Annotated in this window: 19 protein-coding genes and 1 other RNA gene; 1 reads left to right on the top strand and 19 read right to left on the bottom strand. The window is 57.1% G+C overall.

Features of this window, described 5'->3' with window-relative positions; genetic code table 11:
• Positions 1-48 precede the first annotated feature (48 nt).
• The 12 genes from NK667_RS23480 to NK667_RS23420 all read right to left on the bottom strand — a co-directional run bounded on the left by NK667_RS23480 (position 49) and on the right by NK667_RS23420 (position 12,804).
• A complete protein-coding gene (locus tag NK667_RS23480) occupies positions 49-1,455 on the bottom strand; it encodes a DUF2252 domain-containing protein (RefSeq protein ID WP_054616182.1) in 1,407 nt (468 codons plus the stop codon).
• Between the two features lie 108 nt (positions 1,456-1,563).
• On the bottom strand, positions 1,564-1,977 hold the full coding sequence (locus NK667_RS23475) for a PIN-like domain-containing protein (protein ID WP_054616181.1): 414 nt from the start codon (positions 1,975-1,977) through the stop codon (positions 1,564-1,566).
• Positions 1,974-2,666: a hypothetical protein gene (locus NK667_RS23470; RefSeq protein WP_054616180.1), complete on the bottom strand. Its 693-nt coding sequence runs from the start codon at positions 2,664-2,666 to the stop codon at positions 1,974-1,976. The genes NK667_RS23475 and NK667_RS23470 overlap by 4 nt, the downstream gene beginning before the upstream one ends.
• Before the next feature lie 361 nt (positions 2,667-3,027).
• Positions 3,028-3,396, bottom strand: coding sequence for a DUF6124 family protein (locus NK667_RS23465; RefSeq protein ID WP_054050111.1), 369 nt, complete (start codon positions 3,394-3,396; stop codon positions 3,028-3,030).
• Positions 3,397-3,559: 163 nt separating this feature from the next.
• Complete coding sequence (locus NK667_RS23460; protein ID WP_054050109.1) at positions 3,560-4,021, bottom strand: isochorismatase family protein; 462 nt, start codon at positions 4,019-4,021, stop codon at positions 3,560-3,562.
• Between the two features lie 144 nt (positions 4,022-4,165).
• On the bottom strand, positions 4,166-6,145 hold the full coding sequence (locus tag NK667_RS23455; protein ID WP_054616179.1) for an aconitase family protein: 1,980 nt from the start codon (positions 6,143-6,145) through the stop codon (positions 4,166-4,168).
• Positions 6,146-6,179: 34 nt separating this feature from the next.
• Positions 6,180-6,605, bottom strand: coding sequence for a cupin domain-containing protein (locus tag NK667_RS23445; RefSeq protein ID WP_054050105.1), 426 nt, complete (start codon positions 6,603-6,605; stop codon positions 6,180-6,182).
• Between the two features lie 12 nt (positions 6,606-6,617).
• The gene (locus tag NK667_RS23440; RefSeq protein WP_063869688.1) at positions 6,618-7,208 is read right to left on the bottom strand and encodes a cysteine hydrolase family protein; all 591 of its coding nucleotides are present in this window, start codon (positions 7,206-7,208) and stop codon (positions 6,618-6,620) included.
• A 25-nt stretch (positions 7,209-7,233) separates the two neighbouring features.
• Positions 7,234-9,138 (bottom strand): FAD/NAD(P)-binding protein, encoded by a 1,905-nt coding sequence (locus NK667_RS23435; RefSeq protein ID WP_054616177.1) that lies wholly within the window; start codon positions 9,136-9,138, stop codon positions 7,234-7,236.
• A 48-nt stretch (positions 9,139-9,186) separates the two neighbouring features.
• A complete protein-coding gene (locus tag NK667_RS23430; protein ID WP_063869687.1) occupies positions 9,187-10,362 on the bottom strand; it encodes a pyridoxal phosphate-dependent aminotransferase in 1,176 nt (391 codons plus the stop codon).
• A 67-nt stretch (positions 10,363-10,429) separates the two neighbouring features.
• A complete protein-coding gene (locus tag NK667_RS23425; protein WP_054616175.1) occupies positions 10,430-11,431 on the bottom strand; it encodes a Fe(II)-2OG oxygenase family protein in 1,002 nt (333 codons plus the stop codon).
• 128 nt (positions 11,432-11,559) lie between these two features.
• The gene (locus NK667_RS23420) at positions 11,560-12,804 is read right to left on the bottom strand and encodes an MFS transporter (protein ID WP_054616174.1); all 1,245 of its coding nucleotides are present in this window, start codon (positions 12,802-12,804) and stop codon (positions 11,560-11,562) included.
• 56 nt (positions 12,805-12,860) lie between these two features.
• Here NK667_RS23420 and NK667_RS23415 point away from each other — a divergent pair, with 56 nt between their 5' ends.
• Positions 12,861-13,796, top strand: coding sequence for a LysR substrate-binding domain-containing protein (locus NK667_RS23415; protein ID WP_236708616.1), 936 nt, complete (start codon positions 12,861-12,863; stop codon positions 13,794-13,796).
• 211 nt (positions 13,797-14,007) lie between these two features.
• On the opposite strand, the gene ssrA is transcribed toward NK667_RS23415, so the two are convergent.
• The 7 genes from ssrA to NK667_RS23380 form a co-directional block, all read right to left on the bottom strand.
• Positions 14,008-14,404: a transfer-messenger RNA gene (gene ssrA, locus NK667_RS23410) on the bottom strand.
• Between the two features lie 108 nt (positions 14,405-14,512).
• On the bottom strand, positions 14,513-14,764 hold the full coding sequence (locus NK667_RS23405; protein WP_054050090.1) for a hypothetical protein: 252 nt from the start codon (positions 14,762-14,764) through the stop codon (positions 14,513-14,515).
• A 246-nt stretch (positions 14,765-15,010) separates the two neighbouring features.
• Positions 15,011-15,286, bottom strand: coding sequence for a hypothetical protein (locus tag NK667_RS23400; RefSeq protein ID WP_054616173.1), 276 nt, complete (start codon positions 15,284-15,286; stop codon positions 15,011-15,013).
• A 119-nt stretch (positions 15,287-15,405) separates the two neighbouring features.
• Positions 15,406-18,225, bottom strand: a complete 2,820-nt coding sequence (locus NK667_RS23395) for an FAD-binding and (Fe-S)-binding domain-containing protein (protein ID WP_054616172.1) — start codon at positions 18,223-18,225, stop codon at positions 15,406-15,408.
• Complete coding sequence (locus NK667_RS23390; protein WP_054050083.1) at positions 18,222-18,893, bottom strand: LutC/YkgG family protein; 672 nt, start codon at positions 18,891-18,893, stop codon at positions 18,222-18,224. The genes NK667_RS23395 and NK667_RS23390 overlap by 4 nt, the downstream gene beginning before the upstream one ends.
• Entirely contained in the window at positions 18,893-20,347 is a 1,455-nt protein-coding gene (locus NK667_RS23385) for a LutB/LldF family L-lactate oxidation iron-sulfur protein (RefSeq protein WP_054616171.1), read from the bottom strand. The genes NK667_RS23390 and NK667_RS23385 overlap by 1 nt, the downstream gene beginning before the upstream one ends.
• Positions 20,344-21,168 (bottom strand): (Fe-S)-binding protein, encoded by an 825-nt coding sequence (locus tag NK667_RS23380; RefSeq protein WP_054616170.1) that lies wholly within the window; start codon positions 21,166-21,168, stop codon positions 20,344-20,346. The genes NK667_RS23385 and NK667_RS23380 overlap by 4 nt, the downstream gene beginning before the upstream one ends.
• Between the last annotated feature and the right edge of the window lie 76 nt (positions 21,169-21,244).

The following is a 21,244-nucleotide window of genomic DNA, read 5'->3' as shown; positions in this document are numbered from 1 at the left end:
GGGTGAAGAAAAATTCATCTACGTTAACGCCTCGGCCAATAGCAGCCTCTAGGGCAGATGATCCGCCGCAAAATCGGCATCTGAACGCGCCCTTAAGCGACCCTTGCGACACGCCTGCTGGAAGCGCTCGAAGTCCTGCTCGTTCTGTTTGGTATAGCCTTCGGCGTACTTGAAGAGCGCATCGGCCAGTGCATCGCTTTTGCCGATGTAGCCGCTGATCTGCGCGGCGTGTCCTGAGGATTTGGCGTGGGCTCGGGCCAAGGCACGGCCACAGGTGCGTGCGTAGGCGGCGAAGGTGGGTGCATCGAACGTCTCGAGCTCCGCCGAGACTTTCATGTCGCGTAATTGGCGTACATAAAAATGTCGACCACTCGGCCCGGTGGTCCAGCCGAGGAACAGGTCGCTGGCCGATTGCATCAGCCGTTGGCCGTTCACCACACGCTGGCCGTTGTGCTGCACCCGCGACTTGGTCTTGACGTAACCGGCGAGTACCGAGCGCCGCGCTTCCTTGAATTGCAGGAACAACGGGTTCTCCTGTTCGTCAGTCAACAGCGCCACCAGGCAACGGGTGCCGACACTGCCCACACCCACCACTTTGAACGCCATGTCGTGGGCATGAAACCGTGACAACAACTCACGACGGTCCGCTTGCAGCGTGGCCCGATAGTCGCCCATGAAGGTGTCGAAGAGTGGCTTCCAGTCCGAGAGACGCAGCCAGTCATCGTCGGCATCCAGCAGCGTCGTGGTGGTGTGCAGGTGGAAGATTTCCGGCAAGTCATCGCGAATCGTCAGACGGCCGTGTGCATCGCGTTCGCAGATTTTTGGCAGCAACTCGGCATGGGTGCGGCGCTCGGCCTTCTCGATGGCCCGCTCCACATGTTCCAGGGTGGCTTTGCTCGCTTGCTCCAGTAAATCGTCGTAGCTGATGGACTCGTACCAGGTTTCCAGTGCGCTCTGTTCGGCGCACTCGGTCATGGTCTTCTGATAGGCCGCGACCACTTGGCGGCAGACATCTTCCTCGACCGTCTCACCATGGCGCAGATCTCGCGCCGCAATCAAAAAACTCGCCACCAACCTTTTAAGGTCCCACTCCCACGGCCCCGGATGCGCTTCGTCGAAGTCGTTGACGCTAAACAGCAGATTGCGCTCGGGCGTGGCAAAACCGCCGAAGTTCATCAAGTGACTGTCGCCACAGATCGGCGAAATCAGGCCCATGCTCGACGTGCCCGCCAGGTCATGGGCCTGGAGCAGCGCGTTACCGCGATAGAAGGTGAACGGGGAAACCAGCATGCGCCCGTAGCGCAACTCGACCAGCGATTTTATCCGGCCCTCGCTGGATGCCTTGATCAGCGGCAGTGGGTCGCGATCAATATTGCCCAAGGCCGATTGCGTGTTGCGGGGGCAGGTTTTTCGCGCGTCCTTGCCTTGTTTGAGGCGGTCTTTGAGGTTGGTCATGGGGGTATTCGGTCCGCGTTGGGGAGGGCGTGTGCGGAGTGAGTGTAGAAGGGGCTCGGCGTGACGTTGTAATCGTTGAAGTGAAAAAAGCCCGGTGGAGGCCGGGCTTTACATCTTTATCTGATCAAACTTTCCGTGTGTGGGGAATTTCCACGGCACGCGAAAGGCAGCTCCGCCACGGATCAACTCGGCTTGATTCATGATCGCGGGCCACCAACGCACCAGATTATGGGCTTTGTTCCAATAGGATTCGTTCCCCCAGTGCTTGGCCAGGCAGAAAATAGGTAGTCCGCATTCGCGGAACGCTCTCTTTTCGATATCACCTTTTGTAAATTTGTCTTGAGAAATGACAGCCCATCCGCCTTCATCGCTTAGCGTTGAAATCCACTCGATATCTGCGGTGCCCTGTGGGAATTTATCTTTTAAAGGCAATACCGAATGCCCTTCGGCGTGAGCTTTGGTCAGTTCATTCAACGCACGGGCCAAGGCGGGTGGCAGATTATTATCCAATAGGAACTTCAAGCCGCCATGCTCTGCTCAAAACGTACGGCTGCCGCAACTGAGGAAGTGGGGATCTCGTATAGAAGTGCTACACGCTTGGTACTCTGACCTTCAGTTTTATAAGCACTAAAAATAGCTGCCGTGTCGATTCCCACGGTAGTGAGAACGGGCTTTCCGAAATTTCTGGAAGGGTCTAGAACAATGGCCTTACTGCGCGTTACCGGATACCAACGTTGAGCATCACCTGATCCGGTGTAATCGATGCCTTCATACAACGAAGGCTTGATGATTTGCTCGAACGCGTACTGCCGCTTGACCAGGTCCAGAAGCGCCTCATCTCCCGTTTCACTCAAAACGGTCGCAAAGATGCTTCGGCCATCAGTTTGAAAGCGCTTGCAGGTAAATGGGTAAGCTTGGTTAAACATTTCTTTGGCTTGTTGCGAGGCGCTGCGGATAGCTTGCAGGCTGACGCCATGTTGCCGGAAGGCATGAACGAAACGAATTTCCAGTAAGTCATGAAAGCCAAGAACGCACTCATCAACATCTGCGAGCTCCGAGTTCCAAAGTCCGGGGTGCTGAACGTCATGAGTTGTGTAGCCGAATAGCCACCGGCGTATATCGGTAGATGGAATACCGGTGTACAGCGAGGCCTCTGCGGGTGTGTACAGGCCAATACCGACAAGGCGGCTGGGCGATTTGATGTTTTGCATGAGGCCTCCTTGTCGGTAGGTAATCCAGTGGGTTGGGATTCTGGTCGTAAGGATGCACTCATGCAACCTGTCTAGGACGACCAGCTGTTTTGTTGACACAGAGTAGGTTTGAAACCTGGGTAGCACAATCAGCTCTGAGTCGTCACGCCTTGCAGGAAATTTCCGAAGAAGCTGTCCGATAAGCCGCTCGGGTTTGCCCGTGTGGGTGCTCGACAGAAAGTTACAGTTTGTGAAACCTTCTGTTGAGTCTTCGGGCTAGCGGTATTCGTTCAAACACAAAGGCACCAGGGATATTCTCGCAAGGTGCCATTTTTTTGGTTGATGAACCGGTCAGTTGATTAGCGAATGCGCCCACTCAGCGTCAGACCGGTTTGATCCCGGACTCAGACGCTTCTATGTTTGCCAGCAATTGATTGAGCGACAATTCTGCCAAAACTGCCAGCCGATGAATCGCGTATGCCACGCTGCGATGCGGCTCTTCGAGCTGGGTGGTCAGATCGGCAGCGATAGACGTCGCCAAGGCCACGTTCTCGCTGGCGTAAGCGAGCAGAGTGCGCGTGTCGATATCCGGGTTGACGACGAAAATATTTTGCATCGGAACAGAAGATCTGGGGTTGCTCTGGCGAGCGCTGCGATAGCGTTCGACGGCTTCGGTGAGTTCATTCAGATCGAGGGCGTCCGAATCTGAGAAGTTCGGATTTTTAATCAAGGTCAAGCGGGGCTTTTTCATGGAAGAACTCCGAAAGATTGAGTGTCCCTACGCTTTACGGTCTGTCAAAACCGTTCGCCGGGTTGCAGCACAAATCGGAGGTTATCTTCTCGGCTGGTTGCTCGATACTTCATGGAGTTCGACACAACTTGAGGGAAATTTCCTAGGACGTGGAAGGTAGGACTTACAAATCACGCGAGCTCACAGTGTGCCCGAAATGATGCTCCCAAAGCCGCACCCCCAACCCGCCCGTACGATCTAGCGATGATCCCACCGTCAGATCCGTGATCAACGTCGGCTGCAACCCCGCATCGAACAGCGCAAACCCGGCCGCCAGGCAGCAAGTCTCGGTCTGCAACCCACAAACCAACACTCGATCCACCTTCAGGCTTTTCAAATATTCGATGGTTTCTGGTGTCGGCGCGTAACCGTACTTGATGAAGACGCGATCGGCCCGGATCAGGCTGTCGTCGTCCGGTGCAGGGTGCCAGCCGAGTTGTTTCTGGAACGGGGTTTTGGCTTCGTCATGGCGCTCGACCGTGGCGACGCTGGGGAGCGTGCCAATGAGGGACTGGATGCCGTGGATCAGCCACTGCGGCGGCGCGAAGCTGGGTTGTACGTCGATGATGAGGAGGGCTTGGTTCACTGGCTTCTCCAGAGGGTATGTTGGTCTGACTGGCCTCTTTGCGGGCAAGCCCGCTCCCACAGGATACCCAACCGATCAAGCGACGGGTCTGAAAGTCGGGCTCGAACCGGAAGGCGCATGGGTGTGCGCCTTCCGTTTTGTCGATCACGCGTGGCAGTCCTCACCAACTACCCTGCGGGGTTGGTGTTGGGCGCGCAGTGCGCTGAACGAGGTGATGTACCCCGCAATCGCACTGGCGACCACGGTAGGCGGGCTTGCCAACCACACTTGACCGGGACCGGAGCGCCCCGGGAAATTGCGGTTGATGGCGCTGATGGTCACTTGGTCCTTGTCGACCGATGACCCCGGCCCGCAGTTCGCACAGGCCCCGCAGGCCGGCTGCAGCAGTTCTACGCCGAATTGCCGGAAAGCAGCGAGGTAGTCCTTCTGTTCACAGTATTCACGTACATCGACCGTGCCGAACTGCAAAAACAACTGTACGTCGGGATGACACTTCAGCCCTTGTCCGAGCGCCCACTTGATCACGTCAAAGTAGTGATCGAAGTCGTCGCGCTTGCCAGCGGTGCATGAGCCGCCATAAGCGATATCGATAGCGACTCGCTCCGTCATGTCGGTGAGATTGCGCCCATTCCCGGGGTCTCCGGGCGAGGCGATCATCGGCAGGATTTCACCGCAGTCGAGTTCTATCGTATCGGCATAAATGGCGCCAGGATCGCTGGTCATCCAGGACTCGAGCGCGAAGTCGAGGTTGCGTCGCTCTTTGAGAAAACGCACGGTTTCCTGGTCGGGTACGACGATGCCGGTGAAGCCCCCCAGCTCTGCCGTCATGTTGGTCAGGGTGGTGCGTTCATCGGTCGAAAGATAAGGCACGGCGGGGCCGCTGAATTCAAAAATTTTACCCACCCCCAGGCCGGCTTTGATGCGGCTGTCAGACAGCAGCGCCAAGACCAGATCCTTGGCCGTCACCCCGGCTGATAACCGGCCGAGCAGCGAGATGCGCAGGCTTTGCGGGTAAGCGGCCCTTACCGACCCCGTCATGAAGGCATTGGCCATGTCGGTGGTGCCCACGCCAAACGCCAGGCAGCCCAACGCACCACTGTGAGGCGTATGGGAGTCCGTGCCGACAACGACTTGCCCAGGCAACGCGTAGGTCTCCGCCATCATGGCGTGGGATATGCCCTCACTGCCTTCGCCAGACAGATAGCCGTGAGCCTTCAACCCATGCTGTTGTGCAAAGTCACGATGAGCGCGAGATAACGCATCGAGTTCACCCACCAGGTTTTGTCCAACGTGCGCCGGGCTTCGGCGCTTGTAAGACAGGTGGTCCTCAAACGCCAGGATCGATTGTGGCTGGTGAAGTTCGAACGTCTCGCCGAAGCAATCGTGGAGCAGATGAGCGCAGAGTCCGGTGTAGTACTCATGAATGAAACGCCAGTCGGTCCGCATCAAAATGCCCGCACCGTAGTCGACGCGCTCGGCTCCGCGGGCCTTGATCAAATGCCGATGGATGATTTTTTCGGCAAAGGTCAGGGGGCCGGCGGGCAGTTCCTGGGAGCGATCGGCGGGTAAGTCGGCCTCATTGCTCAGGTGTTCGCGGCCGTAGTGCAACAGGCCCCCGCTTTTGAGAATGGCGGTGGACAGCGCGTCTCTCGTACCGATCAATTCACTGACCGGTATTTCTTCGCCGGCCAGCAAGCGCGGGACCAATGACAAGTCGGTTGAGGTCAAGAGCCCGATATTGTCGGCATTTTGTCGGTAGATGCGCTCGAAGCTTTCGGCAATCACCAGGCGGATACCAGCCTTTTTTTCCGCCAGGGGGCTGTGTTCACGTGACGAGCCCTTGCCGTAGCGTTTGCCCGCGACAGTCACTTCATAGCCCCGGGAAAGCACATCATCCTTGCCGATGGGCAGCATTGCGCCAGCCTTCAGACCGACATAGGGGTATGACGCCAGGCGATCGTCAAAATACGCGAGCACGGGAATTGGCGTTATTTCATCGGTCGAAATGTCGTCACGTAACGGTGCGGCCTGTTCCAGGGTCAGCGCTTCGCCCCCCAGTTGCCGTGACATTTTCAACGGATCTTGGCTCAGAAACAGCAATTTTGGATTACGGCTCAAGGGCATGAAATTTCACCTCGAAAACATGTCTGCGTCAGGTTCATACCAAGTGCCGGCCATCGTAGACACTGTTGTCATACTCTTCCGAATTAGCGGCAACGGCCGGTGTAATCTGTGCCGAGGTCACCGTGCCACCCCACGTCGCGTAAATCAGCGCGCCGGTGGATGACTTCCAGGCGTGGGTGCTGCCCGGTGGGTAAATGACCAAGTCTCCTTTGAGGTACACACCGTTTTCGTCTTCAAAGTCACCGTCGAGGATCAAAAAGGTTTCATGGCCATTGTGATGATGTGCCGCCGCGCTGGCGCCCGCATCGCAACGAATCAACGCAATGCGCTGGGCACTTTCGGTGCATTCGAACAGGGTATGAATACGGGCGCCGTTGCGATCCAGTTGCGCGTGTGCTGACCAGGTGATCAAGTCAGGTTCATTGGCAACGTTCAACAGATTGAAAACTGTAGGGGTCATGGTCGAGGCCTGTTATCGGGACGAAGTGATGAAGTGGGCGGTGGAGCTGATGTTGGCCGTGCGCGAGATTCTTTCCATGGCCGCCAGGTGACGCGCCTGCGTAACCGCCGAGCAGGCGTCTTCGAGCACGGTGACGATGAAGTCTCGGTCATGCCCGTCGAGCGTCGTGGCGAGGACGACGTGCTCGGTCGAGACTCCGGTCAATATCAATTCCTCTATGCCCTGGGTCCGCAGAACCAATTCAAGATTGGTCTGGTAAAACGGACTGACCCGGCTCTTGGCAATAACGATTTCGTCTTCATGTGGCTTCAGGTCGTCGTGTACTTGGGTCGACCAAGTGTCCAGTTTCAGCACGCTGTGTTCCTTGGCGGGTGCAAACACTCTGGAGTGAGGGGGGAACTCCTTATAGTGCGCATTGAACCCTACGACGATGAAAATGACGGGCAGCTGTAGTTCGCGTGCATGCTTGAGGGCCGAGGCAGCGTTCTTCAGCACGCCGCGCTCCTGAGTTTGCTGGTAGTAGCCCTCGCGTGCATAAACGCCTTCGGGGTGGACAATTTCGTTGATGAAATCCATGACCAGTAATGCTTTTTTTGCAGACATCATTTATTCCTTTAAATGCGGGCGATCAGGCCATTTCGGCAAGTTGAACGGGTACATCCACCCAGGCAGGCTGCATGGCGTGTGCGGCTACGTGATGCGCATCCTGGGCAAAATCGGTCCAGAAGCCGGGCCGGCTGCTGCCTGCCTGCATGAACCAACGGGTGTGTTCGGAAGGCAAGCCGAGGACATAGAGGTCCTGCATCGGTTGGCCGTGTTGGTTGACAGGGTGATAAGGGGCGGGCGTGACACTGACACCGCCTGTGACAAACTCCTCATCTGCGCCCTGATTGATGTAGTTGTTCCAATACCCGCGTCGCACCAGGTTGCGAGTCAGGATCGATGGATCCCGGAGCAGATCGGGTGATGGAATGCGCCCATCGATGACCACATCGAGCAAGTGCCGGGAATTTTTTACCCGAGGAGATTCGATGGTCAGCTTCTGCTGCTCGATATCGGTGCTATAGATCGTTTCGGGCCCCACGAGGGTCAACACGCCCGCTGCGATCAGTGCGCGAATCTGCTCCGTACGGTAGAGGGGAGGCCCAGCAGTCAGGAACAGGCTGGTGGGGGCGTACTCCTGCAAAAAATCCATGCGATGCGTGCGGGGCGTAAGTCTTCCAAAGTCCACCACGCTCCTGATCAGCGCTCGCGTATCCCGAATGGTATCCAGTGCGGCTTTGAGCGGATTGTCTACGTTGCCCTCGCGGGCGTTGTGCAGATCTTCCAGCAGGACTCGATCGAGGGCCTGGGCGAAGTCGGCGGGGTTGCTGAAGTGTTCCGACTGGAAGGGCCGCGCCAGTCGGTTCAGGTCCAGCACCGCAAGTTCGCTCACGCCAAATCGCGCAGCCTCGTCCGCCAGCGCTTGCAGGGACAACGACGGCAGTTGGGCTACGCAGGATTTGAATTGCAACTCTGCTGCCGCGCCTTTCTGGATTCGGATGGCGGTCGCAAAGTAAACAATGTTGATTTCGATCAGCAGCAGCGGCAGCACTTCGGTGGAGAAGTCGATGTCACCGCGCTTTTGTAACGCGTCGATCTTTTCCCGGGTGATGCACATTGGCTGGTATTGAAAGTTGGGGCCTTTCTGGTTTCGTCCTCGGGCCGGAATGAGCATCCCACTGCGCGAGCCGGCGAACAACTTGGGTTCCAGGTTCGAGGGAATATACGAAGTGACGCCGTTGACTACGCTGAATCTGCCGCCGCGACCGACTGTCAGGGCGGCGACGATATCGTGAAACGCCAGGCCCAGGCCGACAATGCCCACGTGGTGGTGTGACTCGATGAGAGACAGCGGCATGTCCGCAGCGGAGTCACCCCGGATGAAGGCCAAGCCTTGTGTCTGGCTGGCGAACTGCTGCAGTTCCTTTTCCCAGCCGGTCAATTCCGGAGTCGGGTGCCCGGTTGCGATGACGACTTTGTCCACTTCAAGTGATTGGCCGTTGTCCAGCTCCAGGACTCGGGTTTGTGTGGTGTTGAGCAGATCCACGACTCGTCCGCCGATCCGGTGCAACGAGATGTTCGACTTGAAACTGGCCTCGATGGTCGACAAGACAAATTGCATGTACTCGCCATGCACTGCGCGCGGCGCGTACGAGTTCGGGCCGGGATAGGCCGGATCCACGGCGCTCCACCATTGCGCCAGCGAAGGACCGGCACCGGGCCGCAGGGGGCCGTCATCCAGGGGGCCGGAGAAGGAAGAAACTTCTTCGGCTACGGTGTTCATCACGTAGTGACGAGGCTGATCGGTTCGCCAGATCCGGCCAGTACCCATCGGTGCGCTGTCTATCAGATAGACCATCACCTGGCGGACAGGTGGCTGGGTCAGCATGAGTGCAGCGAGACGCTCGAGAACAGACAAACCACGCGGGCCGCTGCCGATGATTGCGATGCGGTGCGCGGATGGAAAAGGTGCGTCATTGATTAAAGGCATACTCACTCCTGTCGGTATGTGTGAAGAGGTTGAACGCGATTGGGGCAGTTACTGGAAAGCGAAATGAAGTCGGCGGATTGCCTCGTCGATGTCTTCATCACTGCCCGCAAAGGACAAACGGATATAACCTTCGCCACCTTCGCCAAACGCGGTGCCCGGGGTGACGGCAACTTTCACCGTGTCCAGCAACCAGCGTGTAAACGCCATTGAGTTTTCAAACCCCATTGCGGATATCGACGCAAATACATACAGCGCGCCCTCGGGCGCTATACAGGTAATGCCGTTGATCTTTTCAAGCCCGCTCACGAGTCTGTCGCGACGCTGCTGATAAGAAACAACCATCTCCGTGATCCGTCGCTGGCAGCCAGCAAGTGCCGCGACGCCGCCGCTCTGGATAAAGGAGCCGGCGCAACCCACGGTGTGTTGTTGAACCTTGAGCATCTGGTGGGAGATTTCCTCGGAACTCACGACATAGCCCAAGCGCCAACCGGTCATCGCATAGGCTTTGGAGAAACCGCTGATCGTCACGGTGATCGGCGCAGCGCCTTCGATGCTGGCGATGCTGATATGACGCGATTGGTCATAGATGACCTTTTCGTAGATTTCATCGCTGACAATGTATAAGCCGTGTTTCAGCGCCACCTGGACTACACCGAGCACTTCTTCGCGGGTCAGCACGCGACCGGTAGGGTTGTTGGGGTTGTTGATCAGAATCGCCTTGGTACGAGGCGTGATCGCCCGTTCCAGCGCCTGAGGATCAAGCATGAAGCCTGTTGTACCGTCCAACGGCACGGCCTTGACGGTTGCACCGGCCATTGCTGCCATTGCCTTGTAACTCACCCAACTGGGGGTCGGGACAATGAGTTCATCACCGTCATCCAGCAATGTCATCAGCGCGATGAACAGCGCGTGTTTGGCCGAGGGCGTGATGATGATGTTTTTGTCGGCGTCGAGCTCAAGACCGTGTTCGGTTTTGTATTTTTGCGCGACTGCATCAAGCAGCGCCTTGGTTCCACGACTGGCGGTGTAATGGGTTTCGCCGTTGCTAAGTGCATCTACAGCAGCATGGACTATATTATCAGGTGTCCTGAAGTCAGGTTCACCGCCGCCGAGATCGACGACATCTTCACCCTGTTCCCGCAATTTACGCACTCTGTCTAAAATCGCATAAGTTTCCGAAAGCTCCAGGTGTTGAACCCGTTTGGAGATTGCGCGTAAACGCATTTAAATCACCCTGATATAAAGTTTTATATAGTCACACTGTAAGTGGGAAGTTGCGTTTATGTTGCGTTCAGTCGATGACACAACCTGCTCGGTTCTCGGACCAGAAGGGTCTGAAACTCTCAGCCGTATCGGTGTCTTTAAAAGCGTAGGTTTTCAACAGCCAGCGGGAGGAGGCACTTTCAGGATTTAGTACGTCAATCTTTTCGCGGTTATGCAGGCCGTCCTGATTAGCGAATGTCAGCAAATCCCCTGTGAGGATTCGGTGGCGCTTGCACTGTGAACGGGTCATTGCATTTTTAAAGGCAATGAATGCATCTCGTGCTTCAAGCGGCGCCTCTGGCGCGACACAGGTCATGGTGTCCAGATAGCGAATGGAATGGGCATTGCTCAGGATCGGATGTTTCCCCGAGGTGCTGAGTTGTTTGTTCATGTCGCGGGAGAACACATCGAAAACGGTGAAGAAGTGAGGTTGACGCAAGTACTCGATGTGCGCGGGCTCGAGGTTTTTTATGATATCGGCGCCGTCGATGTAGCCCGTATAAATCAAGTCGTCATCCGGGCAGCGCATGCCCAGCAGCGTGATGTAGTCTGCCCTGACTTTATGTGCCGTACGGTCATTATGGAAAACCAGCTCACTGTCGCTGAAACCGGTCAGTTGACCGCTGTATTTTTTGATGGCAATCACATCGGTGAAAAAATCCCCTTTGTTTCTTGTTTCGTAAGACAGCAACGGGGTGACGGTTAGTTGGGCGAATAATTCAAGGAATGCTTCGCTGATGAATCGGTTTTTTTTAAGGTGTTTATCAGTCACCGGATCCTCAGGGTCCAACTCGGGAATTACCGGGTCCAGAGGGCAGTTGCGAATGACGTGGATCTTTTGTTGATGGCTGGCTCGTTCATGACTGATGTCTTGGCACTCCTTGACGAAGCGCGGGGGAACCAAGTGATGCAAGTTTCTTATTTCCTGGGAAAACTCCGGGTAGTTTTTATAGGGAGAGAGGCGAGATTGTTCTAGAAGGCTGAGCAGCTGTGCCTTTTCATCAGGCGTAAAGATGAATCGAGGGATCATGGTTTCCTCCAATGGAATGAGTATAAGTCCAGATAAATAAAGGCTGATCCAATCAGCCTTTATTCATTTTGTTGCGACGAGTGTTGCTTCGATTGCCATGAAGTTGTGAAGCGTTGACGCGGGTGAATTCAAGCTGAACCCAATTCCAGCGCGTAGGTTTTTTCCACGCGGGGAAATAGCGGCACTGTCAACAGTGCGCAGAAGGCTGCAGCCAGCCATACCATGCCCCAGGAAAAGTGCGTCATAAGGGCCGACGCTGCGATAGGGGTGGCGAACAGCACGACAAAGACGCAGGTATTACCCATTGCCAAGGCGGTGCCGGCTCGACTGGCGCCCGCCAGTGTGGCCAGTTCGGTGTAGGCCACTCCGTGCCACGCCGATACGCTGATTCCGGCGACGACCATTACACCGATGATGATGGCGCTGGCCAGCGGCGACTCGCCCATGCCGTAAAAGCTGGTTGCCGATACCGTGATGCCGAGCAGAAGGAACGTCACGGTGCTTAACCAGGCACAGGCTTTGAGGTAGCTGCGACGGTTTTTGTTTTTATCGGTCCAGCGTCCGCTCCAGATCCTGCTGACGATAGCGCCAACTTGTATGACCGCCAGGGTCGCGGATACGAGGGTGATATTGAGGTTGCTGAAGTCGTGAAAGAACACGGCTGCGTAGGTGAGAATCGCAAACTGCGGGGCGCAGAGCAGCCCTATGGCTAATACGATTCGCCAGACCCGAGAGTCTTTCAGCGGGCTGTTGCTGGATGCCGCGTTCTGCTTTTTAGCTGCCGCACCGGAGAAGTCCGGCTCGTAGAGCCAAAGCCAGGCAAACAGGCCCGCCACCAGGCAGAACAGTGCGCTGGCAACAAACACTTCGACAAAGCCGTATCGGTGGGCAAGATAGGGCAGTATCACCGCCCCCAAGGCATAGCCGCCCGGGACCGCTGTTTGCCGGATGCTCATGGCCAGTCCCCGTTCGCCCTCCTTGAACCATGCCATGATCGCCCGGCCACTGGCGCCATTGACGCTACTTCCCAGCAGTCCCACGATAAATAACCCTACGGCCAGCAATACCAAGGTAGGCGCATACAGCGCCAGCATCGCCAGTACCAACAGGGCTATCCCGGAACTCAGAAGCCCGGTGAGCAATACCGGCCGATCCCCCCAGCGGTCAGTCAGCAGACCCCAGGGAATTTCGCTAATGGCAATGCCAAGTCCCAAGACTCCCAGCACCAACCCCAACTCGGTATTGTCGAGCTGATAGGTGGCACGCATGTAAATGGCTGTTGCCGGCAGCCCCCCAACGACGCTGGAAAAACTGGCGTTGGCCGCAACACCAACTCCCAGCACCTTCCACCGGTGACTATTATCGACAGGCATAGGCCCCCCATAAAAAAGCTCAATATTTGTTGGCAAAAGGCTCTCATGGGTCCATCGTGCTGAATATCAAATTATTTTGCGTGTTAGTCCCAAAAAACAGGATTGTTATGAGGCCAGTGAATTTTGATTTGGATGTCATGCGCAGCTTCGTCACAGGCGTTGAATTGGGTAGCTTCGCCAAGGCCGCGCAGAAGCTTGCCCGTTCGACTTCAGCCATCAGCGCTCAGCTGAAAAAACTCGAAGCCCAGGCGGGATCACCGCTGTTCACGAAGGCCGGTCGGCGGCTTGCCCTGACTGATACCGGGGAGGTGCTGCTCAACTATTCGCGACGTCTTTTGAGCCTCAACGATGAGACCGTCACTGCCGTGTCCGAGCTCAAACTCAAGGGCTGGGTACGCCTCGGGCTTCAGGAAGATCTGAGTAGTTTCTTGCCAACGGTATTGGGCCGATTCGCTAGAGCCCATCCTGATGTTCGTGTCGAAGCGCGGATCGCGCGTAATGCCGACTTGTTGAGTCGCATCGACAGTGGGTCGCTCGATCTGGCGGTAGTGTGGGGCGATGGGCACAAAGGTGGGTACCAAGAGCGCGTCGCAGATTTACAAATGCAATGGATCGGCTCTGCCCACGAGTACTTTGACTGGAATATCGACTCGGGCGAGCCGTTGCCGATCATTGCCTTCGATGCTCCATGCCCCTTTCATTCGATGGCGACCGAGGCCCTGAGCCGCGAGGGCATTCCATGGCGGCTGTCGTTCACCAGCTCCAGCCTCAATGGCCTGTCGGCGGCCACGGAGGCAGGGTTGGGCTACACCATCAGAACATCCTTGGGGATGCAATCAGGAACAGCACTTCTGGCCGCCGAGGAACGAGGGTTGCCACCTTTACCCAGCATCCCTCTGACATTGCATCGACGAGAGGCCAGCCCGGATTTGCTGACTGAACGACTGTCGTGCATCGTCACCCAGGCCATTCGCAGCGAAATCGTCTATTAGCAGGTATCTACTGCGCGTGAACAGGACGCGACGGGTTGATCTACACCCGTTCGTCCGCTTCCGATAATGGCGTTGATTTCATGCTGGGAAAAACATGCCGTGTGAACGAGGGCGGGATCTCTTTGGCTTACGCGAATAGCCCTGAAATTCCTGTGTTTACTGAATTTCAGGCACAAAAAAAGACGTCCGTGGACGTCTTTAGATGATGAAGTGGTGGAGCCGGGGGGATTTGAACCCCCGTCCGCCAGTACTCCGCTGTCGGTACTACATGCGTAGCCGTATCTATTAAGTTAACCCTCAGCGACCCGAAGGGCAGGGTGCTTTGGGCGAGTTGTGTAAGTTTTAGCCGCTTCGTCCACAACGTACTGCACGGCGATTCTGTTCTATATGACAATCACTTTGGGTTTACAGACATCCCCTGGTGATTGCTGGACCCGAAGGTACCAGAAGCTCAGGTCTAAAGCTGCTTACGCAGCGAGAGAGAATTCCTGGCCGTAGGTTTCGTCATTGGCAACTATAAGAAGTTGCAACAGTGGATTTACGAGTTCTGTTACCAACTCGGCATGCACCTAAAGTTTCGCGACCGGCGTCGAATCCTAAACGGCCCCGTGTCCGTTGCTCGGTGAATCAAGTGAGCAACAGACGTGTGCAGTGTACGCCAACACGCGTCAGAAGGCCAACCCGAAGGTTAGCCGCGAGTGATCAGGGTTCGCTGCTCAGTTTGCCATCGACAATGCCTGGCTGGCCTCAGTGGCGCATTTCTTGTCGTCTTTGGAAGCCTGTGAAGCTTTGGCGCTGGCCAGCAGTCGTTTGATCTCCGGTGCGTTGGGGGAGGTCGCTGGCAGCGAATTCACTTTGGCTTCGAGTTCTTGCAGCTTGCTCGTACACAGGTTGTTGTCCGCAGCAAATACGGGTGAGGCCAACATAACAGCAGACATGAACAGACCAGCGAGTGCGGTACGTTTCATGGATATCTCCTAAGACTGATGGTCTCGGTGCTGCCGTATGAGTGGGCGGCTCGGCCGAGGTCTGAAAACTGGCCACGATGGATGGGGCCTACTTAAAAGACCACGGCGCTGCGAAGTAATTCGGTTTAGAGAATCGTGAACGACGACAGGCCTGTTGCTCTCTGAATTCAGATGAGCAACAAGCCTGTGTGCTTTACATCGGCGTCTGCGAAGCAGGCCATCCCGAAGGTTGGCCTTGGCGGGGGACTATTGTTTGCCGCCGTCACTGGACTTCTGAATATCCTGAATCGTCTGGGTGGTTTCGGCGATGCAATCTTCAGTGCCTTTTTTGGTGCCCGTCGCGTGATCGGCTTTGGCTTTTTCGACGGAAGCCTGTACCTGCTCAGTCATCTCCGGAGAGATCTGAGCTTTGGCATTTTCGATGGTTTTCAAGTTGACCGCACAGAGGTCTTCGGCGGCAAACGAGGTGGATGCCATCAGCGAAGCAGTAACGAACAGACCTAACAGTACAGAACGTTTCATGTGTATCTCCTTGAACTGAGGGTCCAGGCATCGCTGGCCATCAGGACGGGCTGCCGAGTTTGGGTAAGGCCCGGCATTTACCGGGCTTACTCTGTGGACTACGGCGGTTCGTCAGGGTTCTATTTTTCTTGCATGTGCCTCGCTTGGGTCACCCGATCCACCAGATAGACCAGCCCGTGGTAGTCAATTCCACCGTGCTGCGTCAGACCAATCTCACAGGTGCGGCTGGTAGAAATCCCCTCGCTGCAATGCTGCACCGCCTCCTTGAGCGAGCGCAGCGAATGCGCGTTCAACTCCGGCGTGGTGAAGCCTTTATCGCCGGCAAACCCACAGCAATGTATGCCTTCAGGAATGACCACGTTGTTGCTGCATTTGCGTGCCAGATCGATCAACGCCTGGCTCTCACCCAAGTGCTGAGTGCTGCAGGTGACGTGCACCGCGATCGGCGCTTCCTGCGGGGTGAAATCCAGTCGATCCATCAGATGCGTACGAATGAAACGCACCGGGTCGTACAGGTCCAGGCGCACTTCGCCGAGGTCCTGAACCAGCCGCAACGTACAGGGGCTGGTGTCGCAATAAATCGGGTCGAGCCCGCCACGGCTGGCGTGCAGCAGCGCGCCAATCAGTTCCTGGCGTTTGTGTTCGGCCTGTTCGGCGTAGCCCTTGGAAGCGAACGGCTGACCGCAGCAGAGGTTGTCCTGGTTGTCCGGAAACACGACCTGGTAACCGGCCTTTTCCAGCAACCCACGGGTTTTGTCGTACAGCGACATCTGCTCTTTATCACCCGCCGACGGGCCCATTGCCCGCGAAACGCAGGCCGCGAGGTACACCACCCGAGGGCGTTCGTCCGACACTGCCGGGCTGAAGCAAATGGCTTTTTCCGGTTGCGGCATGGCGTTGGTCCATTGTGGGACCTGGCCTTTGGACAACCGCGTCAGCGTAGCCGAGAGCTTCGCCAGGCGCGGCGCCCCGAGCAGCATCCGCGCGCCATTGGCGACGTGCAAAGTGAACCGCGCACCTTGCAGCGCAGTGGCGAAATTTCCTTCAAGCCAATTGGCGGTTTTCGTATACGTCGCTTTACGGCTGCGCAGCTTTTTCACCAGTTCGCCGGTATTGATTCCTACAGGGCAGCGTTGCGCACATAGCCCGGTGGCGGCGCAGGTGTCGATGCCTTGATATTCGTAAGCAGCTTCGAGTTCAGCGGTGTCGACGCCGGCACGTTTCTTCGCCTGAATGTCACGCCAGATAACGATGCGCTGGCGCGGGCTCAGGGTCAGGCCTTTCGACGGGCAGACAGGCTCGCAGAAGCCGCACTCGATGCACTTATCCACAATCTCGTCGGCGGCGGGTAGCGGCTTCAAGTGTTTGAGGTGGATCTGCGGATCTTCGCTGAGCACAACGTCCGGGTTGAGAATGCCGTTCGGGTCGAGCAGGCGTTTGAGTTGCCACATCAACTGATAGGCATCGCTGCCCCATTCCAGTTCGACAAACGGCGCCATGTTGCGACCGGTGCCGTGTTCGGCCTTCAGCGAGCCGCCGAATTCCACGGCCACCAACTGCGCCACGTCATCCATGAACGCCTGGTAGCGTGCGACTTCTTCCGGATTGTTGAAGCCTTGGGTGAAGACGAAGTGCAGATTGCCTTCCAGTGCGTGTCCGAAAAGGATCGCTTCGTCGTAGTGATGTTTGTCGAACAACTCGATCAAGCGGTTCACACCGATGGCCAGTTGTTCCACCGGGAAGGTCACGTCTTCGATGATCACCGTGGTGCCGGTTTTGCGCACCGCGCCGACCGCGGGGAAGGTGTCCTTGCGGATCGCCCAGAGCCGGGCGTTTTCCACTGGATCCTCGGTGAAATCGACTTGCTTCTCCACCGGGAAGGAAGCCAGGGACGTCATGATCTGCGCCAGCTGTTCGCGCAACAAAGTGGGCGACGCGGCGCGGGATTCGATCAGCAGGGCGCAAGCATTATTCGACAATTGCTGTACGAAAGCGGGCATGCCGGGTTTGTCCTGCACCGAGCGCAGACTGCGGCGATCCAGCAGCTCCACCGCCGACACCGGTTGGCTTTTCAGCACGGTCACGGCGTTGCAGCAGGTTTCCACATCCGGGAACACGATCAACGCCGAGGCTTTGTTCGGGTGGTCGATCACCGTGTCGTAAGTCACCGCGCTGATGAAGCCGAGCGTGCCTTCGGAGCCCACCAGTAAGTGGCTCAAGATATCCACAGGCTCGTCGAAATCCACCAGCGCATTGAGCGACAGGCCGGTGGTATTTTTCAGACGGTATTTGTGGCGAATTCTTGCAGCCAGTTCGGAATTGGCGCGGGTCTCGCGGCCCAATGTCGCCAGGCGCTCCAGCAGTTCGGAATGGCTCTGGCGAAACGTGGCAACACTGGCGGCGTCTTCGGTATCGAGACGGCTGCCGTCGGCCAGCACCAGGCGAATCCCGGCTAGCGTGTGATAAGTATTTTGCGCCGTGCCACAGCACATGCCGCTGGCATTGTTGGCGACGATGCCGCCGATTTTGCAGGCATTGATCGAAGCCGGGTCCGGACCGATCTTGCGTCCGAATGGCGCCAGCCAAGCGTTGGCCTGTGCACCGATTACGCCGGGCTGCAGACGAATCTGCGTGCCCAAACCGCGAATCTCGCGACCGTTCCAGTTATCCCCGAGCACGATCAATACCGAATCGCTGATGGCCTGCCCTGAAAGGCTGGTGCCGGCCGCGCGAAACGTCACCGGGACCTGATCCCGTTGTGCCAGTTTCAGCAGTGCGACCACTTCGTCTTCAGACTCGACGCGGATCACCAGTTGCGGAATCAGCCGATAGAAACTCGCATCGGTGCCGAAGGCCAGCGTCGATAGAGGATCGTCGAAACGTCGGTCCTGGGGAATCAGTTGCTGCGCATCACGCAGGAAAGCCGCCGGTAAGGTCATTGGTCCTCCAGGATCAATACCACCAGGTCTTTCGGACCATGGGCGCCATAGGCCAGCACTTGTTCGATGTCGGCGGTCTTCGACGGACCGGACACCAACAAGGCGTTGGTCGGCATGCCCTGGGCCCACTCGAATTCCTGTTGGACTTGATAGAAGTTGTCGCGGATTTCACTGGCCTTGAGCAGGGCGAAATGCACCGGCGGTACCAGGCTCATCAGGCGCGGTTCTTCCCGTGTCGGCCAGAGAATCAGACTACCCGTCGCGGCGATTGCGCCTAGGGTGGTGGTCAGGCTGGCCGGGGTGTCGTTAAACAATTCGGCTTTCCATTCTTCGACCGGGCGATCGTAGGATTTGAGCGTCGGCAGACCGGGATTTTTCGACCAGTGCTGTGTGATCCGTTGACCGTGAGGTGTCGTTGGCGCGATCAACAGGCTCGGCAACTGGCGATCCCTTAAAAGTTGCGCCAGCAGCTCGGGCCAATCTGCGCCCGAGGTCAGATGAATTTCTGTGTGCACCGCTTCCATCAGTTTGCGCAGTTGCGGGATGCGTTGCTCAGGCGTGTAGGTGTAGGGCGCGGTCAGTAGTTCGACGTCGAACTCGTCAGGCACTGGTGTAGTTCCGGTCAGACTATTGCGTAATTTGGCGAGGATATTTTGCTTGGCGCTCATCAACGGTCTCCCTGTTTGGCCAGATGCTCGCGGGCCATGTCATGCAGCGAGCGGGCAGCGGGTTTTGGCGCGCTGTGGTTTTGCGTCCATGGGCCGACATTGCTCGGCGCGAGGGCGCGCAGGCGAGTGGCGAAGAAGCCGAACAAACGATAGAGCGTCGGCGAGCTGTTGAGTTTCGCCCAGGCATTCCAGATAAAGCGTTCTTTGCGCGAATACTTGCTGCCCTGGCCGCGCATGACTTTATGTGGGCTGTCCGGGGCTTTGACGTTTTCTTCGCGCAGGCGCCGCAGCAATGCCGGGATCGGAATTTTTACCGGGCAGACTTCACCGCAGGCGCCGCACAGCGACGAGGCACTCGGATGGTCCGGGACTTTCGCCAGGCCGACCATGTGCGGGGTGATGATTTTTCCGATAGGCCCAGGGTAAACCTCCCCATAGGCGTGGCCGCCGATTCGAGTGTAGACCGGGCAATGATTCATACACGCGCCGCAGCGGATGCAGTTCAGGGTCTGGCGCAGTTCGCTGTCGGCAAAGGCCTGGCTGCGACCGTTGTCGAGCAATACCAGGTGCACTTCCTGTGGGCCATCAAGTTCATGCTCCTTGCGCGGGCCGGAGATCATGTTGACGTAAGTGGTGATCGGCTGGCCCAGCGCGGAGCGGGTCAGCAGCGACAGCAAAGGGACCACGTCCCGCAGGTTTTCAACGACTTTTTCGATGCCGGTCACGGCAATGTGCACCGGCGGGACCGTGGTGGTCATGCGCCCATTGCCTTCGTTTTCCACCAGCAGCAGGGTGCCGGTTTCGGCCACGGCGAAGTTGACGCCGGAGACGCCGATGTCCGCTTCGAAGAATTTCTGTCGCAAGACTTTGCGACCGATCTGAATGAGTTGGTCAACGTCCTTGGTGTATTCCACGCCAAGTTTGTCGTGGAACAAGGACGCGACCTGACCGGCATTCTTGTGGATCGCCGGCATAATAATGTGTGAAGGCTTCTCGTGGTCGAGCTGGACGATGTACTCGCCCATGTCCGATTCCAGACATTCAATGCCCTGTTCAGCGAGGAAATGATTCATCTCCATTTCTTCGCTGACCATCGATTTGCCCTTGATCACTTGCCGCCCCTCGTGAGCGCGGATGATCGAGAGGACGATGCCATTGGCCTCGTCCACCGTTTCCGCCCAGTGCACTGTCACACCGTTGCGGGTCAGGTTCTGTTCAAGCTGCTCGAGCAAGTCGGGCAACTTGGATAATGCGCGGGCGCGGACAGCATTGCCCAGCACACGCAAATGTTCTCTTTCGTGGGCATCGCTGAAAGACGCTGCCCGTTTTGTCATCAGTGAATCCATCGCACTGCGAAAGTTATTTCGCAGTTGCGTGTCAGCCAAAGCCTCGTGAGCCCTGGCACGGAAATCTTCTTCCACGGCAACCGTAGGAATAATCGCGGAAGCGTTCATTGAACACCTCCGGTGCGCTGCCAAAGGAAACTGGCCAGGTGTTGGCCGCGCAGCGCTTCCTTTTGTTTCTCCAGCGAGCCGTTGATGTTCATCAGGCAACCGCAATCGGCACTCAGTACCTGATGTGCGCCAGATTCCTTCAACGAGCGGGTCTTGTCAGCCACCATCGCGCCGGAAATGTCTGGCATACGGACGCTGAAAGTCCCACCAAAGCCACAGCATTCACTTTCGTGGCTGTGCTCGACCCGTTCCACATTGCCCAACTGCGCCAATAACTCGCGGCCGTGCAGGTGCGTGTTCATCTCGCGACGTGCCGAGCACGAAGTGTGCAGCGCCACTTTGACCGGTTCGCCGCTGTCCTTGAGCTGCACCTTGCAGACAAACAGCAAGAACTCCGCCAATTCATAAGTCCGGGCAGCGAGGGCCAGGACCTGTTTCAGCGTGTCCGGCTCGTCCTTGAACAAGTCGGCGTAGTGTTCGCGCAACATGCCTGCGCAAGAGCCCGACGGCACCACCACCGGAAAATCCCCGGCAAACAATGCCAGTTGCGAGCGCGCCACGGTCCGGGCCTGTTCGGTGTAACCGGAGGTGTAAGCCGGTTGTCCGCAGCAGCTTTGCCCTTGCGGGTAGTCGACACGGATGCCTTCGCGTTCCAGCAGGTGAATCGCGTCCATCCCGGCTTCGGGGTAGAACAAATCCACCACGCAGGTCCCGAACAGGTAGACCCGTGACGGTTTTTCGCTGGGGTATTGCCGAGGCTTGGGCAGTGGCGGCGCGACGCGGGTCGCGTTCGGCACAGCGTTGTAAAAAAGCTCGCTCATCAGGCGTGTCTCCGGGTGGTCCCGGTTATCCGTCCGTTGAGGCTGCTGAATATAGAGCGGCAAGCTTTCAGCAGCC

The organism is Pseudomonas nunensis, assembly GCF_024296925.1.
Lineage (GTDB): Bacteria > Pseudomonadota > Gammaproteobacteria > Pseudomonadales > Pseudomonadaceae > Aquipseudomonas > Aquipseudomonas nunensis.
Note: the sequence above shows the minus strand (reverse complement) of the source record. Positions and strands in the feature narration are given on the sequence as shown.

What these genes read in the sequence shown, in the direction of transcription:
- NK667_RS23455 (WP_054616179.1), bottom strand. Translation starts at nt 6,145, where the DNA reads ATGCCCTTGAGCCGTAATCCAAAATTGCTGTTTCTGAGCCAAGATCCG.
- NK667_RS23480 (WP_054616182.1), bottom strand. Translation starts at nt 1,455, where the DNA reads ATGACCAACCTCAAAGACCGCCTCAAACAAGGCAAGGACGCGCGAAAA.
- NK667_RS23405 (WP_054050090.1), bottom strand. Translation starts at nt 14,764, where the DNA reads ATGAAACGTACCGCACTCGCTGGTCTGTTCATGTCTGCTGTTATGTTG.
- NK667_RS23380 (WP_054616170.1), bottom strand. Translation starts at nt 21,168, where the DNA reads ATGAGCGAGCTTTTTTACAACGCTGTGCCGAACGCGACCCGCGTCGCG.
- NK667_RS23445 (WP_054050105.1), bottom strand. Translation starts at nt 6,605, where the DNA reads ATGACCCCTACAGTTTTCAATCTGTTGAACGTTGCCAATGAACCTGAC.
- NK667_RS23465 (WP_054050111.1), bottom strand. Translation starts at nt 3,396, where the DNA reads ATGAAAAAGCCCCGCTTGACCTTGATTAAAAATCCGAACTTCTCAGAT.
- NK667_RS23430 (WP_063869687.1), bottom strand. Translation starts at nt 10,362, where the DNA reads ATGCGTTTACGCGCAATCTCCAAACGGGTTCAACACCTGGAGCTTTCG.
- NK667_RS23390 (WP_054050083.1), bottom strand. Translation starts at nt 18,893, where the DNA reads ATGAGCGCCAAGCAAAATATCCTCGCCAAATTACGCAATAGTCTGACC.
- NK667_RS23425 (WP_054616175.1), bottom strand. Translation starts at nt 11,431, where the DNA reads ATGATCCCTCGATTCATCTTTACGCCTGATGAAAAGGCACAGCTGCTC.
- NK667_RS23435 (WP_054616177.1), bottom strand. Translation starts at nt 9,138, where the DNA reads ATGCCTTTAATCAATGACGCACCTTTTCCATCCGCGCACCGCATCGCA.
- NK667_RS23470 (WP_054616180.1), bottom strand. Translation starts at nt 2,666, where the DNA reads ATGCAAAACATCAAATCGCCCAGCCGCCTTGTCGGTATTGGCCTGTAC.
- NK667_RS23400 (WP_054616173.1), bottom strand. Translation starts at nt 15,286, where the DNA reads ATGAAACGTTCTGTACTGTTAGGTCTGTTCGTTACTGCTTCGCTGATG.
- NK667_RS23440 (WP_063869688.1), bottom strand. Translation starts at nt 7,208, where the DNA reads ATGTCTGCAAAAAAAGCATTACTGGTCATGGATTTCATCAACGAAATT.
- NK667_RS23420 (WP_054616174.1), bottom strand. Translation starts at nt 12,804, where the DNA reads ATGCCTGTCGATAATAGTCACCGGTGGAAGGTGCTGGGAGTTGGTGTT.
- NK667_RS23395 (WP_054616172.1), bottom strand. Translation starts at nt 18,225, where the DNA reads ATGACCTTACCGGCGGCTTTCCTGCGTGATGCGCAGCAACTGATTCCC.
- NK667_RS23385 (WP_054616171.1), bottom strand. Translation starts at nt 20,347, where the DNA reads ATGAACGCTTCCGCGATTATTCCTACGGTTGCCGTGGAAGAAGATTTC.